Origin of the sequence: Methylobacterium sp. NMS14P (genome assembly GCF_028583545.1) — a bacterium.
Classification (GTDB): domain Bacteria; phylum Pseudomonadota; class Alphaproteobacteria; order Rhizobiales; family Beijerinckiaceae; genus Methylobacterium.
This window is the reverse complement of record NZ_CP087106.1, coordinates 3,966,341-3,982,526: the sequence shown is the minus strand read 5'-3', so window position 1 is coordinate 3,982,526 and position 16,186 is coordinate 3,966,341. Positions and strand designations below refer to the sequence as shown.

The 16,186-nt window shown below is 73.3% G+C and carries 17 protein-coding genes; 10 read left to right on the top strand and 7 right to left on the bottom strand.

All coding sequences use genetic code 11. The features are described from left to right. Positions 1-44: 44 nt before the first annotated feature. On the top strand, positions 45-1,286 hold the full coding sequence (locus LOK46_RS18915; protein ID WP_273559705.1) for an MFS transporter: 1,242 nt from the start codon (positions 45-47) through the stop codon (positions 1,284-1,286). A gap of 2 nt (positions 1,287-1,288) precedes the next feature. Here the strand turns inward: LOK46_RS18915 and LOK46_RS18910 are convergent, their stop codons facing one another. Beyond that, a complete protein-coding gene (locus tag LOK46_RS18910) occupies positions 1,289-2,527 on the bottom strand; it encodes an NAD(P)/FAD-dependent oxidoreductase (protein ID WP_273559703.1) in 1,239 nt (412 codons plus the stop codon). Continuing rightward, entirely contained in the window at positions 2,524-3,471 is a 948-nt protein-coding gene (locus tag LOK46_RS18905; RefSeq protein ID WP_026604832.1) for a LysR family transcriptional regulator, read from the bottom strand. The genes LOK46_RS18910 and LOK46_RS18905 overlap by 4 nt, the downstream gene beginning before the upstream one ends. Before the next feature lie 182 nt (positions 3,472-3,653). On the opposite strand from LOK46_RS18905, the gene LOK46_RS18900 reads away from it, so the two are divergent. Genes LOK46_RS18900 through LOK46_RS18885 form a run of 4 tightly spaced genes read left to right on the top strand, consistent with a single transcriptional unit; the run spans position 3,654 to position 7,082 of the window. Continuing rightward, positions 3,654-4,709, top strand: coding sequence for a class 1 fructose-bisphosphatase (locus LOK46_RS18900; RefSeq protein ID WP_273559699.1), 1,056 nt, complete (start codon positions 3,654-3,656; stop codon positions 4,707-4,709). 23 nt (positions 4,710-4,732) lie between these two features. Then, entirely contained in the window at positions 4,733-5,593 is an 861-nt protein-coding gene (locus LOK46_RS18895) for a phosphoribulokinase (RefSeq protein WP_012320495.1), read from the top strand. Positions 5,594-5,613: 20 nt separating this feature from the next. Next, positions 5,614-6,300 carry a ribulose-phosphate 3-epimerase gene (gene rpe, locus LOK46_RS18890; protein ID WP_020092550.1) on the top strand — a complete coding sequence of 229 codons (687 nt, stop codon included), beginning with the start codon at positions 5,614-5,616 and terminating at the stop codon, positions 6,298-6,300. Then, on the top strand, positions 6,294-7,082 hold the full coding sequence (locus LOK46_RS18885; protein ID WP_273559693.1) for an HAD-IA family hydrolase: 789 nt from the start codon (positions 6,294-6,296) through the stop codon (positions 7,080-7,082). The genes rpe and LOK46_RS18885 overlap by 7 nt, the downstream gene beginning before the upstream one ends. On the opposite strand, the gene LOK46_RS18880 is transcribed toward LOK46_RS18885, so the two are convergent. Together LOK46_RS18880 and LOK46_RS18875 are read right to left on the bottom strand one after the other, a co-directional pair. Next, positions 7,043-8,017, bottom strand: a complete 975-nt coding sequence (locus LOK46_RS18880) for an MBL fold metallo-hydrolase (protein ID WP_273559691.1) — start codon at positions 8,015-8,017, stop codon at positions 7,043-7,045. The two genes, LOK46_RS18885 and LOK46_RS18880, sit on opposite strands and share 40 nt — an antisense overlap. A gap of 34 nt (positions 8,018-8,051) precedes the next feature. Continuing rightward, the gene (locus LOK46_RS18875) at positions 8,052-8,285 is read right to left on the bottom strand and encodes a hypothetical protein (protein ID WP_273559690.1); all 234 of its coding nucleotides are present in this window, start codon (positions 8,283-8,285) and stop codon (positions 8,052-8,054) included. 323 nt (positions 8,286-8,608) lie between these two features. On the opposite strand from LOK46_RS18875, the gene LOK46_RS18870 reads away from it, so the two are divergent. Beyond that, the gene (locus LOK46_RS18870) at positions 8,609-9,355 is read left to right on the top strand and encodes a YebC/PmpR family DNA-binding transcriptional regulator (RefSeq protein ID WP_273559688.1); all 747 of its coding nucleotides are present in this window, start codon (positions 8,609-8,611) and stop codon (positions 9,353-9,355) included. Between the two features lie 212 nt (positions 9,356-9,567). Here LOK46_RS18870 and LOK46_RS18865 read toward each other — a convergent pair whose 3' ends face one another. Further along, complete coding sequence (locus tag LOK46_RS18865) at positions 9,568-10,554, bottom strand: alginate O-acetyltransferase AlgX-related protein (RefSeq protein ID WP_273559685.1); 987 nt, start codon at positions 10,552-10,554, stop codon at positions 9,568-9,570. A 181-nt stretch (positions 10,555-10,735) separates the two neighbouring features. Between LOK46_RS18865 and ada the strand changes: the two genes are divergently transcribed. Continuing rightward, a complete protein-coding gene (gene ada, locus LOK46_RS18860) occupies positions 10,736-11,800 on the top strand; it encodes a bifunctional DNA-binding transcriptional regulator/O6-methylguanine-DNA methyltransferase Ada (RefSeq protein ID WP_273564634.1) in 1,065 nt (354 codons plus the stop codon). Between the two features lie 275 nt (positions 11,801-12,075). Here ada and LOK46_RS18855 read toward each other — a convergent pair whose 3' ends face one another. Both LOK46_RS18855 and LOK46_RS18850 read right to left on the bottom strand, forming a co-directional pair. Further along, the gene (locus tag LOK46_RS18855) at positions 12,076-13,383 is read right to left on the bottom strand and encodes a DUF5666 domain-containing protein (RefSeq protein ID WP_273559683.1); all 1,308 of its coding nucleotides are present in this window, start codon (positions 13,381-13,383) and stop codon (positions 12,076-12,078) included. A gap of 11 nt (positions 13,384-13,394) precedes the next feature. Beyond that, positions 13,395-14,240: a DUF6502 family protein gene (locus tag LOK46_RS18850; protein ID WP_273559681.1), complete on the bottom strand. Its 846-nt coding sequence runs from the start codon at positions 14,238-14,240 to the stop codon at positions 13,395-13,397. 478 nt (positions 14,241-14,718) lie between these two features. Here LOK46_RS18850 and LOK46_RS18845 point away from each other — a divergent pair, with 478 nt between their 5' ends. The 3 genes from LOK46_RS18845 (at position 14,719) to LOK46_RS18835 (ending at position 16,178) form a co-directional block, all read left to right on the top strand. Beyond that, a complete protein-coding gene (locus LOK46_RS18845) occupies positions 14,719-14,847 on the top strand; it encodes a hypothetical protein (RefSeq protein ID WP_273559679.1) in 129 nt (42 codons plus the stop codon). A 36-nt stretch (positions 14,848-14,883) separates the two neighbouring features. Continuing rightward, positions 14,884-15,621, top strand: a complete 738-nt coding sequence (locus tag LOK46_RS18840; protein ID WP_273559678.1) for an outer membrane protein — start codon at positions 14,884-14,886, stop codon at positions 15,619-15,621. Positions 15,622-15,800: 179 nt separating this feature from the next. Next, positions 15,801-16,178 (top strand): hypothetical protein, encoded by a 378-nt coding sequence (locus tag LOK46_RS18835; protein ID WP_273559676.1) that lies wholly within the window; start codon positions 15,801-15,803, stop codon positions 16,176-16,178. Positions 16,179-16,186 lie beyond the last annotated feature (8 nt).

The window sequence follows — 16,186 nt, the reverse complement described above, 5'->3', positions numbered from 1 at the left end:
TGCGATGCCGCGAGTCTGATCCCGCCCGCGTCGCGAAGCGTGCCATGACCGACAGCACAGAGCCGGCTCTCCCGTCCAGCGCGGCCGTCGCCGCGCCGCCGGCCACGTCGATCCCGCGCCTGATCCTCGTGCTGGCCTGCGCGGGCTTCGGCAGCACCTTCGCGCTCCGCTCGGTCGAGCCCCTGGTCGGCGTGCTCGCCCGGGATCTCGCGAGCGACGCCCACACGGTGGCGCTCCTCTCCACCGCCTTCGCGCTGCCCTACGCGTTCATCCAGCCGGTGCTCGGCCCGATCGGCGACGCGCTCGGCAAGGAGCGGGTGATGAGCACCTGCCTCGCGGTGCTCGCCGTCGCGCTGACCCTGTGCAGCGTCGCGCCGGATATCGGCAGCCTGTTCGGCCTGCGCATGCTGGCGGGGGCGGCCGCGGGCGGCTGCATCCCGCTCTCGCTGGCCCTCCTGGGTGACCGCGTGCCGATGGAGAGCCGCCAAGTGGCGATCGGGCGCTTCCTCGTGGCGGTGATCCTCGGCCAGCTCTCGGGCTCGACCTTCGCGGGCCTGATCGAGGCGGCGATCGGCTGGCGCGGCGTCTTCGCGGTGACCGCCGCGGTGGCGGCCCTGGCCTGCGCGGCGACCGTCCTCGGCTTCGACCGGGCCGGCCGGGCCCCGGCCCGCCGCCCCGCCTTCGGCGAGGCGGTGACGCGCTACCGGACGATCCTGCGCAATCCCCGGGCGCGGGTGCTGTTCTCGGCGGTGTTCATCGAGGCGATCGCGATCTTCGGCGTGTTCCCGCATCTCGCCCCGCTGATCGAGGCGCGGGGGGAGGGCGGCCCGCGCGAGGCCGGTTTGGTGCTGGCGGGGTTCGCGGTCGGCGGCCTGCTCTACTCGGCCCTCGTCGGGCTGCTGGTGCGGCTGCTCGGCCTGCCGCGGATGCTGATCGGGGGCGGGCTGATCTGCGGCGCGTCGCTCACGGTGGTCGGGCTCGCGGGCTCCTGGCAGGTCGACTGCGCCGCGCTCACCGCCATGGGCCTCGGCTTCTACATGCTGCACAACACCTACCAGACGCAGGTCACCGAGGTCGCCCCCAAGGCCCGCGCCTCCGCGGTGGCGCTCCACGCCTTCTCGTTCTTCTGCGGGCAGGCGCTCGGCGTCGCGGTGATCGGGCAGGCGCTGCTCCGGTTCGGCCAGCTCGGGGCGCTCCTCGGATGCGCCGTCACCATCCTGGCGCTCGGGATCGCGACGGCCATCGCCCTGCGGCAGAAGCCGGCGCCGGTGGCGTTCCCGGGCTGAGGTCAGGCCCGCCGCAGAGCGAGCCCCTTCAGGTCGAAGTCCGGATCGGCCGCCTGGTCGGGCGTCAGCGGCGTCCCGGCCGCGAGCAGGCGGCGCGCGATCATGTGGTCGCCCGCGCGGTCGACGGATTCCACCGCGCTCAGGCGCCCGTCGCGGAAGCGGAAGACCGAGACGGCGTCGCCGGCCCCGCGGACGACGCTGGCATCGCCGGGTCCCGACAGGCCGGCGATCTGCAGCTTGTGCGGACCCTGGTCGCTCCAGAACCACGGCAGCGCGCCGTAGGGCGCGGGCTTGCCGGTGAGGCGGGCCGCGAGGCAGCGGCCCTGGTCGATGGCGTTCTGCACGGACTCGATCCGCACCGTCCCATCCGGCGTCAGCCCGCGGGCGAAGGGGATGGGGAAGCGGGCGCAGTCGCCGATCGCCGAGATCGCCGGGTCCGGCGTCGCCAGGAACGCGTCGACCCGCACGCCGTCCTCGGCCGGGAGGCCGGCCTCCGCGGCGAGCTCCCGATTCGGCAGGACGCCGATCCCCACGAGGATCAGGTCGGCCGCGCGTTCGCTACCGTCCGCCAGGGCGACGCCGGCGGCGCGGCCGTCCCGTCCGACGATCGCCGTGACGCCGGCCCCGAAGGCGAAGCGCACGCCCATCGCGGCGTGGGCGCGGCGGAAGAGTTCGCCCATCTCGGACGAGACCGCCCGGGCCATGGGCCGCTCGGCCGCCTCGATCACCGTCACCGGGAGGCCGCGCGCGGCCGCGACGGCGGCGAATTCGAGCCCGATGAAGCCGGCCCCGACGACCGCGATGGCCCGGGCCGCGGCGACCTCCTCCTTGAGGGCGTCGGCATCCGCGAGGCCGCGCAGCTGGCGCACGCCCGCGAGTTCGGCGCCCGGCACCGGCAGGGGGCGGTTGCGCGCGCCGGTGGCGAGCACGAGGTGGTCGTAGGGGAGGTCGGTGCCGTCCGAGAGCCGCAGGCGGCGCGCGTCCCGGTCGATCGCGACGGCGCGGAGCCCCGGGCGGTGCGCGATGGCGTGCTCGGCGAAGAAGCCGGGCGGGCGCAGGAACAGGCCCTCCCGGTCGGTCTTGCCGGCGAGGTAGGCCTTCGAGAGGGGCGGCCGCTGGTAGGGCAGGGCGGCCTCGTCGCCCACCAGGGTGATCGGGTCCCGGAACCCGCCCTCCCGCAGGGACGCGGCGAGCTGGAACCCGGCCTGCCCGGCGCCGGCCACGACGACGCCGGCGCTCACGCCTTGGCTCCGGCCAGCACGAGACCGCTCTGGGCGACGCCCGGCAGGCAGCGCGCGCCCTCCGACATCAGGTAGGACCAGACCGCGGAGGCCGCCGGGCCCAGCACCTTGTCGGCGCGCCGGACCGCGTACCAGTCGCGCCGGATCGGCAGGCCCCTGACGTTGAGGAGGACGAGGCGCCCGCTCTCGAGCTCGGCCGCCACGGAGTGCACCGAGAGCAGCGCGATCCCGAGCCCGGCCATCACCGCCTGCTTGATGGTCTCGTTCGACCCGGTGTCGATGTCCAGCGGCGCCCGCTTGACCAGGACGCCGCTCATGAACTCCTCGAAGACCATGCGGGTGCCCGAGCCCTCTTCGCGGAGGAAGAACGGCTGGTCCGCGAGGTCCTCGCGGTTCAGGTCGGTCCGGCCCGCCAGGGGGTGGCCGGGCGGCGCGATCAGCACGATCGGGTGCGGCCCGAAGGTGGCGGCCTCGATCGGGAAGTCCCGGGGCGGGCGGCCCATCAGGGCGAAGTCGATCTCGTAGCCGCGCAGCGCCTCCACGGTCTGGCCGCGGTTGCGCACCGACAGGCTGATCTCGACGCCGGGATGCTTCTTGACGAAGCCCGCGATCACCTGCGGGGCGAAGTACTTGGCGGTGGAGACGACGCCGAGCGCCACGCGCCCGCCCTCCGCGCCGCGCAGGGTGCGCAGCCGGTCGGTGCAGGTCTCCAGCACGGTGTTGATGCTGTCGATCGCCCAGAGCATCTCGCGGCCGGCATCGGTCGGCTTGAGGCCGCCTGGCGTCCGGTCGAACAGCAGCAGCCCGGCCTCCTCCTCCAGCTGGCGGATGCGCGCGTAGAGGGCGGCCGAGGTGACGTTCAGCTCCTGCGCAGCCCGGGTCATGGTGCCGAGGCGGGCCACGGCAGCGACCGCCTGAAGCTGCTTGAGGGAGAGGTTGCGCATGGCGGACATCTCGTTTTTTTCGTCCTATGGCACAAGATCGCACAGAAATCTTGAAGGCCGCGCCGCGGGTTCCTGTCGATCCGGAGACAGAGACCGCTATCTTGGCAGCCAAGCGGCCGCTACAGAGCCGGCGCGGAACGCGCGATCCCCGCGGACGGGATCCGAGCAGGAGGAGTAGGCCGATGGCAATTTCAGCGGCGATCGGGACACCTCTCGAGACCTGCCTGGCGCAGGCCGTGGACGCCAATCCGGCGCTGAAGGACGCCGCCGCGGTGATCGCGGCCGTCGCGCGGTCGGCGGTGGAGATCAGCGAGCGGATCGGGCGCGGCGCGCTCGGCGGCGACCTCGCGGCGGCCGGCGATCACAACAGCGACGGCGACGTTCAGAAGGCCCTCGACGTCATCGCTCACGAGAGCGTGACCGCGGCGCTGCAGGGGGCCCCGGTCGCCGAGGTCGCCTCCGAGGAGGCCGAGGAGGTGATGCGGCTCGACCCGGACGCCCCGCTCGCCGTCGCCATCGACCCCCTCGACGGCTCCTCCAACATCGGCGTGAACATGGCCGTCGGCATGATCTTCGGCATCCGGCCGTCGATCAAGGATCCGGCGAACCCGCTAGCCTCGTTCACCACCCCCGGCTCGACGCAGATCGCCGCGGGCTTCGTCACCTACGGCCCGGCCACAGCGCTGATCCTGACGCTCGGCGACGGCACCCAGTCCTACGTGCTCGACCGCGCCGAGGGCCGGTTCAAGCTGACGAGCCCGGCCATGTCGGTGCCGGCCTCCGCCAAGGAATTCGCCATCAACGCCTCGAACGCCCGGCACTGGGACGCGCCGGTCAAGGCCTACATCGAGGATTGCCAGCGCGGCACCGAGGGGCCGCGCGACAAGGACTACAACATGCGCTGGCTCGCCTCGCTGGTGGCCGACATCCAGCGCGTGCTGACCCGCGGCGGCGTGTTCCTCTACCCGGGCGACGCCCGGAAGAACTACGCCCGCGGCCGCCTGCGGCTGCTCTACGAGGTCGCGCCCGTGGCCATGCTGGTCGAGCAGGCCGGCGGCGCGGCGACCGACGGCCAGACGCGGATCCTCGACCTCATGGCCACCGGGATCCACGAGCGGGCGCCGCTGGTCTGCGGCTCCACCGAGGAGGTGGCGTGCGTCGCCACCTACTACGCCGGTGGCAAGCCCGATGCCGGCCGCTCGCCGCTGTTCGGCCAGCGGGGCCTGATGCGCTCGTAGCCCGGAGTCCGAAGTACACATCGATGTCGGCGCGGCACCCCATCATCTCGGTGACCGGCTCCTCCGGGGCCGGAACCACCTCGGTGCGCAACACCTTCGAGCAGATCTTCCGCCGCGAGGACGTGCGGGCGGTCTTCATCGAGGGTGACGGCTTCCACGCCTTCGACCGCGACACGATGCGGGCGATGATGGCGAACGAGCCGACGCTGTCCCACTTCGCGCCGCGGGCCAACCTCCTGCCGGAGCTGGAGGCGGTGTTCCGCAGCTACGCCGAGTCCGGGACGGGCCGGACCCGTCACTACGCCCACGACCAGCACGACGCGCAGGCCTACGGCATCCCTGAGGGCAGCTTCTCGGACTGGGAGACGTTCCCGCCCGATTCCGACCTCCTGTTCTACGAGGGCCTGCACGGCTGCGTGGCCGACCAGGACGTCGACATCGCCCGCTACGCCGACCTGAAGATCGGCGTCGTGCCGGTGATCAACCTCGAATGGATCCAGAAGCTGCACCGTGACCGCTCGTTCCGCGGCTACTCCACCGAGGCGGTGACCGACGTCATCCTGCGGCGCATGCCCGACTACGTGCAGACCATCTGCCCGCAATTCTCGTTCACCGACATCAACTTCCAGCGGGTGCCGACGGTCGACACCTCGAACCCGTTCATCGCCCGCTGGATCCCAACCGCCGACGAATCGATGGTCGTGATCCGCTTCAAGGACCCGAAGGGGATCGACTTCTCGTATCTCGTCTCCATGATTCACGACAGTTTCATGAGCCGGGCCAACTCCATCGTGATCCCCGGCGGCAAGCTCGACCTGGCGATGCAGCTGATCCTGACCCCGATGATCATGCAGCTCGTCGAGCGCCGCCGCCGGCTGGCGTGAGCCGATTCCGAAAGCTTCCCATGCTCGCACCCGTCATCGCCCCGTCGATCCTGTCCGCCGACTTCTCGAAGCTCGCCGAGGAGACCCGCGCCGTGGACGCGGCCGGCGCCGACTGGATCCACCTCGACGTGATGGACGGGCATTTCGTGCCCAACATCACCTTCGGCCCGCCGGTGGTGAAAGCACTCCGTCCCCACACCCAAAAATACTTCGACGTGCACCTGATGATCGCGCCGGCCGATCCGTACCTCGCGGCGTTCGCGCAGGCGGGGGCCGACGGCATCACGGTCCACGCCGAGGCCGGGCCGCACATCCACCGCTCGCTCCAGACCATCCGCGACCTCGGCAAGCGCGCCGGCGTGGCGATCAACCCGGGCACGCCGGCCGCCATGGTCGAGCCGGTGCTCGACCTCGTGGATCTCGTGCTGGTGATGACCGTCAATCCCGGCTTCGGCGGCCAGAGCTTCATCAAGGGCGCGATGGAGTCGGTGGCGCGGGTGCGCGCCATGGTGGCGGGCCGGGACATCCGCATCCAGGTCGACGGCGGGATCGACCCCGAGACGGTCAAGGTCGCGAGCCGCGCCGGGGCCGACACGTTCGTGGCCGGCAACGCGGTCTTCAGCGGCGGCCCGGACGCCTACGCCGAGCGCATCGCGGCGATCCGCGAGGGCGCGGAGGGCGCCTCCGGTCGCGACCTGTCGTGCTGAGGGCGCTGATCTTCGACGTCGACGGGACCCTCGCCGAGACCGAGGACCTGCATCGGCAGGCGTTCAACCGCGCCTTCGCGGAGCTCGGCCTGCCGTGGCGGTGGGACGAGGCGCTCTACGCCGACCTGCTGGCCGTCATGGGCGGCAAGGAGCGGCTCGCCCACTACATCGACACCGAGCACCCGGCGGAGGCCGAGGCGCTCCACGCCCGCGCGCCGGAGATCCACGCCCGCAAGACGCGCGCCTACGGAGACCTCGTCGCGCTGAACGGCCTGCCGCTCCGTCCCGGGATCGCCCGGCTGATCGCCGAGGCCCGTGCGGCGGGTCTCCGGCTCGCCGTGGCCACCACGACGAGCCGGCCGAACGTCGACCGGCTCCTCGCCGCCAACTTTCCGCCGGGCGCCGCGCCCTTCGACGTGATCGCTGCCGGCGACGAGGCGAGCCGCAAGAAGCCCGCGCCCGACGTGTTCCTGCTGGCGCTCGCCGGCCTGGAGATCCCGGCCTCCGAGGCGGTGGCCTTCGAGGATTCGGCCGCCGGCATCAGCTCGGCCCGGGCCGCCGGGCTGCCGGTCCTGGCGACCCGGAGCCGCTACACCGAGAGCCACCGGCTCGACGGCGCCTTCTCGGCCGTCTCGGATCTCGGCGAGCCGGATCGGCCGCACCGGCACCTGGCGGGCGTCGCGTGGCCGGGCGGGGTCGTGGACCTGCCCGCCCTGATCCGGTGGCACGACGCCACGGACGGTCAGGGCGTGCCGGTCCAGGCGATGGGCATGAGCCGGTAGCCCGGCCCGTCCCGCTCCACGTGGCCGAGCGACGGGAAGGGAAAGTGGTAGCCGACCACGAGGGCCCTCTCGGACGCGGCCATGTCGTAGAAGCGGTGGCGCGTCGCCTGCGCCTGATCGGCGTCGTGATCGTACATCACGTGCCAGTCCGGGTGCTGCAGGAAGAAGGCTGGGATGTTGGTCACGTCGGACTGAATCAGCAGACGGTCCGCACCTGACGCGACCGCGAAGGCCGTGTGGCCCGGCGTGTGGCCGGGGGCGGCGAGGGCGGTGATCCCGGGCACGATCTCCTCGTCCCACGCGAAGGTGCCGATTCGGTCCTTCAGGTCGCCGAGCACCCGGCGGGTGTTGGCGAAGTAGCCCTGCGTCACCGGGTCGGCGGCGCGGGCCATGTTGGCGTCGCTCATCCAGAACGCCCAGTCCGGCGCGGCGGCCCGGATCTCGGCGTTCGGGAAGGCGAGGCTGCCGTCCACCCTCTTGAGGCCGTTCGTGTGGTCGGGATGGAGGTGCGAGAGCAGGACGAGGTCGATGTCCTCGGGTCTGATCCCGGCCGCCGCGAGGTTCGCCGCGAGGCGGCCGACGGGCGCGCCCGGCACCGGGCCGTTGCCGGTATCGATCAGGACGAGCTTCGCGCCCGTGTTGATCAGCGTCGGGTTGAACGGCACCGTCACCTGGCCGGGGGGCATGTAGGCCGCCCGCGCGGCGCCGAGCGCCTCGTCCCGGGGAACGTTGCGCACGAAGCGGTCCGGCATCGGGAAGCTGCGCGCCCCGTCGTTGAGGATCGTGACCTCGCAGCTGCCGATACGCGTCCGGTAGAAGCCCGGCGCCTGCGCTCCGCCGAAGGGTGCGGTGGCGCGGGCGCCGCCGCCGAGACCCAGGACGGCCCCTCCGGCGAGCGCGCCCCGCACCAATTCGCGACGGTTCGTGCCCGGCATCGGATCCTCCATGAAGCCCGCGTTGGCCCGTGTCCTAGCGTCGGCCCGGCCGGCGATCGGTGCGGGCGCCCGCCCGCCCGTGCGCCTCGGTGGCGAACAGCATCGTGCCGGCCACGAGGCCGAGCGCGGCCGCGATCCCGAGCTTGAGCCAGCGCGGGTCGGCCGCGGCGACGTCGCCGGCAGCGCGGGCGTCGAAGCGGCCGCGGGCGCCGGGATCGGTGACCAACGGCGCGTAGAGGGTGTCGGGGCGGTTCATCGGTGCCTGCATGCCTGTCATCGTCCCGCGTTCGCCGCGCCGGGCACGTTCGTGGGCGACAGCGCGGCCGGCACCCGTGACCGTGCGGCGTCCCTACCGGCTCGCCATCGCGCTTCCCGCCGCGCGCGCGTCTAGCGCCAACGCCCGAGACGGCCATCTTTTCCGCGGTCACGGGATTGCGAAGCCCGCGCACCCGTGTCGGTCCGGGCCGCGCCGACCGACTGCGGCCGCGTTGCTTCGCCCGGAGGCGGCGGCCTATATACGGCGCGACCCACAGCCGCGATGGCGGGGTCCCGCACGCCCGCCCTCGCCAACGAACAAAAGTCTGAACCGTCATGGCAGGCCATTCGCAGTTCAAGAACATCATGCACCGGAAGGGCCGGGTGGACGCGGTCCGCTCGAAGGTGTTCGGCAAGCTCGCCCGCGAGATCACGGTGGCGGCCAAGCTCGGCACGCCCGACCCGGCGATGAACCCGCGCCTGCGCGCCGCGATCCTGGCGGCCCGCGCCGAGAACATGCCCAAGGACAATATCGAGCGCGCCATCAAGAAGGCCGCCGGCGCCGACGGCGAGAACTACGAGGACATCCGCTACGAGGGCTACGGGCCCGGCGGTGCCGCGCTGATCGTCGAGGCGCAGACCGACAACCGCAACCGCACCGCCTCGGACGTGCGCTCGGCCTTCACCAAGTCCGGCGGCAGCCTCGCCGAGACCGGGGCCGTCGCCTTCATGTTCGACCGCGTGGGCGTGATCGCCTACCCGGCCTCCGTGGCCGATGCCGACACGATGCTGGAAGCCGCCATCGAGGCCGGCGCCGACGACGTCAGCTCCGGGGAGGACGGCCACGAGGTCATCTGCGCCCAGGATTCCTACGGCGAGGTCACGAAGGCCCTCGAGGCGCGCTTCGGCGAGCCGAGCCGCACGGGCCTGATCTGGAAGGCGCAGAACACCATCGACGTCGACGACGAGACCGGCGAGAAGCTCATCCGCCTCGTCGAGGTGATCGAGGACCAGGACGACGTCCAGAACGTCTACGTCAACTTCGCCCTGTCGGACGCGCTGGTGGCGAAGCTGCAGGCGTGAGAGGCGTTGCCGCTCCGCCGGGTCGCGCGGCCCGTTGAGACGAACGCACGGTCATTCCGGGGCGCCGTCGTCGAACCCGGAATCCAGAGCCGCCGACAGGGCCGGTCCGAGCGCTCGGCGCGGTTCTGGATGCCGGGCCGTGCTGCGCAGTCCCGGAATGACGGGGCTCCCGCTCCGGGACGCGACACGTTCGTGAAGCCCGCGTCCGGCGCTCAGGCGCCCGCGGCCGCGAGTTCGGCCCCGAAGCGGTCCTGCGCGTAGCGCTCCACCGAGAAGGTGTCGTCGGGCAGCTGCACCATGAAGCGCTCGGCCACCTCGGTCAGCACGATGTCGGGCCGGATGCGCTCGATATACGGCCAGTCCAGCGAGGTGCTCCAGACGAAGTGCACCTCGCGGAACGTCTCGGCCAGCATGATCGTCAGCATGTACGGCATGACGTGCGAGAAGGAATCGCCGAACAGCGCCAGCCGGCGCGGGTCCGTGGCCTTGGCGTTCCCGTAGATCACGTGCGCGCCGACATGCAGCGTGTGCAGCAGGCCGGCCTTCTCCCGGGCCTCGACGATCGGGCTGCCGTAGGTCCGGACCGCGTCCTGCTGCATCAGGACGGTGCGCGAGCGCGCCCGGCGGGGCGGATCGAAGGCGCTGCCCAGATCGCCGTCGTGGTCGGTCTCGAAGGACGGCCGCTCCCGCAGGTCCCGCCGCGGCTCGGCGCCCAGCGCCCGGCAGATCTCCGCGTAGGCGAGATAGCAGCCGTCGGCGGACCAGTGGGTGTCGGTCCGGCAGTAGAGGTCGGCCGCGTCGCGCTGCGCCCGCATCGGCGTCACCAGATCGATGCAGGTCTGCCGCCAGCGCTTCCGCCGGCGCCAGGCCGCGTACAGCCCGACCGGACCCGGGAAGCGGCCCGCCGGGGGCTCGCCGTGGAGGAGGCGGTAGGCCGGCGACGCGCTCGGCCGGATGGTGAGCCCGTCGAGCCGGTGATCGTAGATCATCAGCTTCTCCGGGGCGACGACGTGGCGGTACAGGATCCCCTGGGCGCGCAGGCGCCGCTCCCGCGTCGTGACGAGGCTGCGCCACTGCCAGATCAGCTCGGTCGTCTCCTCCGGCCGCTCGTACTGGCCGAGCACGTCGTTCGTGCCCGTCTTCAGGAACAGCCAGCCGTCCTGGCCGACGTGGATGTGATCGGGCGTGCTCGGAGCCATGGCGCACTCGTGAGGCGGGTCGCCCGTTCCGGCGGCCGCCGCGGATGTCGAATTCGGCCGCAAGGAGCGGGATGCCGGAGCGGCGGCGGACCGACAGAGTGCTGCACGCGTCATCCACCACCCGGCAGGCCCCGTCATGCCTCTCCTCAACGCCCGCGCCAAGCCGCATAGTGCCGCCGCCATGAGCCGCGTTCCCACGACAGACCCCAGCGATGCCGCGCGCTGGGCGGCCCTCGCCGCCCGCGACGCGCGGGCCGACGGCACCTTCGTGTACGCGGTCCGCACCACGGGCGTGTACTGCCGCCCGAGCTGCGCCGCGCGCGCGGCGCGGCCCGAGAACGTTAGCTTCCACCGGACCTGCGCCGAGGCCGAGGCGGCCGGCTTTCGGCCGTGCCGCCGCTGCCGCCCGGACGAGCCCGCCCTCGCCGAGCGCCGGGCCGAGGCGGTCGCCCGCGCCTGCCGCCTGATCGAGACGGCCGAGACGATGCCGTCCCTCGCCGCGCTCGCCCGCGCCGCCGGCCTGAGCGCCTACCACTTCCACCGGGTGTTCAAGGACGCCACCGGCGTGACCCCCGGGGCCTACGCGGCCGCCCACCGCGCCGCCGCCGTGGCGCGGCGGCTGCCCGGCGCCGCCTCGGTGACGGAGGCGCTGTACGAGGCCGGCTACGGCGCGGCGAGCCGGTTCTACGCGGAGGGCGCGCCGCGCCTCGGCATGGCGCCCGCCGCCTACCGGATGGGCGGCGCGGGCCTGCGCATCCGGTTCGGCATCGGCGCCTGCAGCCTCGGAGCGATCCTCGTCGCCGCCACCGAGGCGGGCGTCTGCGCGATCCTCCTCGGGGACGCGCCCGAGCCGCTCCTCCGCGATCTCCAGGACCGCTTCCCCGCCGCGGAGATCGAGGGCGGTGACCCGGCCTTCGAGGGCTGGATGGCGCGGGTCATCGGGCTCGTGGAGACGCCGGGCAGCGGGCTCGACCTGCCGCTCGACATCCGCGGCACGGCGTTCCAGCAGCGGGTCTGGACGGCGCTGCGCAAGATCCCGGTGGGATCCACCGCGACCTACGCGGAGATCGCCCGGGCGATCGGCCTGCCGACGGCGACGCGCGCGGTCGCGCAGGCCTGCGGGGCGAACCCGGTCGCGGTGGCCATCCCCTGCCACCGCGTCGTGCGCTCGGACGGCGCCCTGTCGGGCTATCGCTGGGGCGTCGCGCGCAAGCGCGCGTTGCTCGACCGGGAGGCGGAGGCCTGAGGACCTGCTGTGCCGGACGATCCGGTGCTCGCCGCGCTATGACCTGGGCCCGCCTCCGATCGCGTTGCGACGGCTCGGGAGGAAGGCGGCTCCGGTCGAGACAGCCGCGCCATGCCCCCCTCTCCCGTGCGGGAGAGGGTTGGGGTGAGGGATGCGACCTCTCCGGACGGACCTGACCCCTCACCCTGTCCCTCTCCCGCACGGGAGAGGGGACCCGCGCCTCGAGCGGCACGGACTCGGCGATCGCCCCCATCTCAACGCGATCGGTAACGGCTCTAGCGTCGGCCACCGCCGGGACCACCAGGACCGCCGAAACCGCCGCCGCCGCCGAAGCCGCCTCCGCCCGGGCCGGGTCCTCCGGGCGGACCGCCGAAGCCCCCGGGGCCGCCCGGGAACGCCCCGGGGCCTGCCGGCGGCGCACCGCCGAAGCCGCCGCGCGGCGCTCCGAATCCGCCGGGGCCCTCCGAACCGGGGACGACCGTGCCCCCCGGCCGGGTGTCGATCGCGGGGCCGCGCGGCTCGCCGACGCCCCCCGGGCGGCCGCCGGGCTCGGCGCCGAAGCGGCCGGGCACCTCGTCGGGGAGGTTGCGGAGGTCGAGCCGGTCGCGCTCCCGCTCGAACCGCGGGGCGTCCGGCTGCCGCGGCTCGGGCGCGACGCGGTTCTCGATCCGCAGTCGCTCCACCGTCAGGTCCCCGTCCCGCGCGATCGCCGCGGTCAGCACCGCCCGCACGCTCCCGGTGCGCGGAACCCGCGCGCCCGAACGGCCCGCGACGGCGTAGCCCGCGCCGATGTCGAGCCCGCCGTTACCGCGGCCGATATAGGCCTCGATCGAGACCTGCCTCAGGCCCGGCGGGAAGGGCAGGCCCACCTGCGCGGCGTTGGTCACGGTGAGGACGCCGTTCGCCGCGCGGCCCGTCACCAGGGCGCGCTTGCCCGGCGGCAGGGCGTCGGCGCCCGCGAGACGAAGGCCGCCGATCCCGAGGCCGCCCGCCACCCGCCGCACCGGGCCGGCGACGCGGTCGGGGCCGGTGTCCCGCGGCTCGATCAGGCTCGCCACGATCACGCCGTCGGGCCGGCGCAGCCCGCTCACCGCGACCCGCGCGCCCGGCTGCCACGCACCGCCGAGACCCGCGGTCGAGACCCGCTGCCCGAGCACCACGAGCCGCCCGGGCGCGACCGACTCCACCGGGCCCACCACCTCGCTGGTCACGTCGATCCGCCGCGTGGCGAGCCCGCCGCCCTCGGGCCGCGCCACCGCGTGGACGACCTGCCCGATCTTCAGGTCGGCGGCCTGCGCGGCCGCGCCGTCGATGCGCACCTCCACCTCGGGCGGATAGGCGATGCGCAGGTCGTTGACGATGATCGAGCCGAAGCGGCGGATCGTGCCGATCACGCCGGTGCCGCCGATGCCGCGGTCGCCCTCGCCGAGGGAGCCGTTCCGCGGCTCGTCGGTCCGCATCATGCCGGTGCCGCCGATGCCCTGGTCGCGCGGCGATTCCTGCGACCGAGCGGCGCCGGGCAGCAGGGTCGCGGCGCCCGCGAGCAGGCGCAGGACGAACCGGCGGTTGAGCGAGGCGCGCACCGGCCGGCCTCTCACCGCTCGTCCGCGGGCCGCGCCGGCGGCGCCGCTTCGGTGTAGACGTAGAGGCCGAAATTCCAGCGATGCGTGCCGCCGGGATCGGTCTGGCAGGCGGCGTGCGCTTCCCGGTTGGCCTGCTGCAGCGCCTCCATGGCGATCTCGCGGGCGCGCGCCTCGAGCTTGATCGCGAGGTCCTTGGACAGCCCGTCGTAGTGGACCGCCCGCTCCAGGAACCGGGGCGCGTCGCCGACGATGTTGGCGACGGCCGCCGCGATGTGGTCGTGCAGGTTGCGGCCGAAATAGTAGAGCTGCGGCCCCTCGGCACCGTCGCCGCGGGGGACGTAGGCGGCCTCCGCGAGCACGATCCGGTCCTGCGGATCGGTGAACGCGAGCCCGCGGTCGAGCCACTCGTCGAGGACGGCGCGGGGCCGCAGGTCCCGGGTCACGCCCGCGACCAGGGATTCGAACGAGGGCGCGCCGCCCTCAGCCGTGCGCGGGAGCCTCAGGGGCTGGCCCTGCGGATCGGTGAAGGCCGGGTCGGCGATCCAGCGGGCGATGATCCGGCTGGTGCGTGAGACGACCGCCGGCACGGCGCTGACCGGAGCACCGGCGCCCCGCAGGCGCCGGACCTCCTTGCGATGGATGCCGGTGAGCAGGGAGACGCGGCTGTCGGTCTGCTCCTTGCCGGCGAGGGCGAAGTCGTACTCGGCGACGTTCACGTAGAGCTCGCGCAGCAGGTCCGTGAGCGCCGGGAAGGTGATGCCGCGGGCGACGAGCAGGCGCACGAGGGGGCGCAGCAACCGCGCCAGCGGCGCGTGCAGGCTGGCGCCCTCCCGCGGTGTTTCAGCAGTCTCGGACATCGCTTCATCGTGACGGCTTGTGCCGTGGGATACAATCCCACCCGGTGCGGCGGCGCACATCGAACCGTCGATTTCGCATTGACGTGGGATTTTTGCACACGTAAACCACTTCCGTGGTCAAAATTCCCACGAAGGCACGGAGACTCCGGCCGATGACGGTTGAAACGCGCATCCTCGTGGCGAAGTCGCTGCCGCCGCTCATGCTCCCGACGGCCCGGACGGGTCACGCGCGACTGAGCGATCCCCTTCCGCGGTTCCGGCGCCTCGTCTGCGTCGTCGCCGCGCTCACTCTGCCCGTCCTCGGTGTCGCTGTCGCGGAAACGGTCCACCGCGCCAGTCCACCGAAGGCGCCGCAGGCCGCCGCTCCCGTCTTCCCCTCAGACGGGGCGGCGGCACCCTCGGGTGCCGTCGTGCCCAGGCGCGCCGCCAGAGCCGTGAGGATCGCGGCCCGTCCCGACGAGAACCGTGGGGGCCGGTCGTGATCGCCCTGTCCGTCTCCGGACGCGCCCGGACTGCGCCAACCTGCGGTGGAGCGGCCATCCTCGATCTCGCCCTCTGCCTAATCCTGTCGGTGACCGTCGTCGGGCTGCTCCTCCTGGCCCTCTGATCCCGCGGCACCGCCGCGCTCCAGAACGAGATCCCCATGAATGCAAGAACTTACGCAGCCCTCGCGGGCGCCGCATGCGGCTGCCTGGCCCTCGCCGCCCGGGCGGCGGACCTGCCCCGCCGCGCGCCGCCGGTGCCGCTGCCGTCGCTGCCGGTCTTCACCTGGACTGGCTTCTACGCCGGCGTGAATGCCGGATACGCGTTCCCGACCGGGAGCGGCGGCTTCACCGACCCGACCTACGGCACCGTCACGGGCGGCGGCCGGTCCGGCGGCTTCGCCGGCGGCGGCCAGATCGGCTACAATTATCAGTTCACGCCGGGCGCCGGCGTCGTCGTCGGCGTCGAGACCGACATCCAGGGCACGGCCTTCGCCAAGGCGGACGCCGCCTATCTCGGCGCCGCGCCGTACTACAGCGTCCGACCGAGCCTCAATTATCTCGGCACGGTCCGCGCCCGGCTCGGCTACGCCTTCGACCGCGTGCTCGTCTACGGCACCGGCGGCTTCGCGTACGGCGGCGGCGCGCGCTCGACCTACGCGGGTTCCTACCCCTACGCCCTGTCGTCGACGGACCGGACCGGCTACGCGGCCGGCGGTGGCATCGAGTACGCTTTCACCGAGAAGCTCTCCGCCAAGGTGGAGGCGCTCTACCTCCATCTCGGACGCGGTACGACCGCCGCCACATACTACAGCGCCAGTGTTCCGGCGTTTTACGGTGCCGGCAAACAGGATTCCGATTTCGCGTTGGTTCGGGCGGGTGTGAATTACCGATTCTAAGCAGTATTCGCGGGGAGAGAGCTTGACGGAGCGGCCAAGCTGGGTCGCAATGCCGGGCGTTCGGCTTCGCGAATCTGTCGGCCGCGCGAGCCTGTCCACGGCCGATGGATGTCGGTGAAGCCGGATGCCGCGCGGGTCCTGCCCCGCGGGACCAGGGGTTCTCTCCGACAGGACCGGCCGTGAGCATTCCCAGCCCGACCTCCCTCACGACAATGCTGCTCGCCGTCGCGCTCGCGGCCTGCGCCGTCCCGGCGCGGGCCCAGGAGATCGTCCCGCCCGGGCCCTCCGGGCGCGGCGCCATCCTGATCTACGGGAACTTCTGCGGCCCCGGCAGCCGCGGCCCCGGCTACCCGCCGATCGACGCGCTGGATCTCGCCTGCGCGCATCACGATGCCTGCTCCCCCGAGCCGGCCTCGGGAACGCTGCCGACCTGCGCCTGCAACGGCCGCCTCCGCGTCGAGGCGGGGCTGGTCGCCCGGGATCCGGCCGCGCCGGCCCAGACCCGCCAGACCGCGCGGTTCATATCGGATTTTGCCGCGGCGCTGCCCTGCGAGTAGGGCGCGCC

Coding starts and splice junctions, on each gene's coding strand:
- LOK46_RS18895 (WP_012320495.1), top strand. CDS start 4,733: ATGTCGGCGCGGCACCCCATCATCTCGGTGACCGGCTCCTCCGGGGCC.
- LOK46_RS18875 (WP_273559690.1), bottom strand. CDS start 8,285: ATGCAGGCACCGATGAACCGCCCCGACACCCTCTACGCGCCGTTGGTC.
- LOK46_RS18870 (WP_273559688.1), top strand. CDS start 8,609: ATGGCAGGCCATTCGCAGTTCAAGAACATCATGCACCGGAAGGGCCGG.
- LOK46_RS18865 (WP_273559685.1), bottom strand. CDS start 10,554: ATGGCTCCGAGCACGCCCGATCACATCCACGTCGGCCAGGACGGCTGG.
- LOK46_RS18840 (WP_273559678.1), top strand. CDS start 14,884: ATGAATGCAAGAACTTACGCAGCCCTCGCGGGCGCCGCATGCGGCTGC.
- LOK46_RS18900 (WP_273559699.1), top strand. CDS start 3,654: ATGGCAATTTCAGCGGCGATCGGGACACCTCTCGAGACCTGCCTGGCG.
- rpe (WP_020092550.1), top strand. CDS start 5,614: ATGCTCGCACCCGTCATCGCCCCGTCGATCCTGTCCGCCGACTTCTCG.
- LOK46_RS18880 (WP_273559691.1), bottom strand. CDS start 8,017: ATGCCGGGCACGAACCGTCGCGAATTGGTGCGGGGCGCGCTCGCCGGA.
- LOK46_RS18915 (WP_273559705.1), top strand. CDS start 45: ATGACCGACAGCACAGAGCCGGCTCTCCCGTCCAGCGCGGCCGTCGCC.
- LOK46_RS18905 (WP_026604832.1), bottom strand. CDS start 3,471: ATGCGCAACCTCTCCCTCAAGCAGCTTCAGGCGGTCGCTGCCGTGGCC.
- ada (WP_273564634.1), top strand. CDS start 10,736: ATGAGCCGCGTTCCCACGACAGACCCCAGCGATGCCGCGCGCTGGGCG.
- LOK46_RS18850 (WP_273559681.1), bottom strand. CDS start 14,240: ATGTCCGAGACTGCTGAAACACCGCGGGAGGGCGCCAGCCTGCACGCG.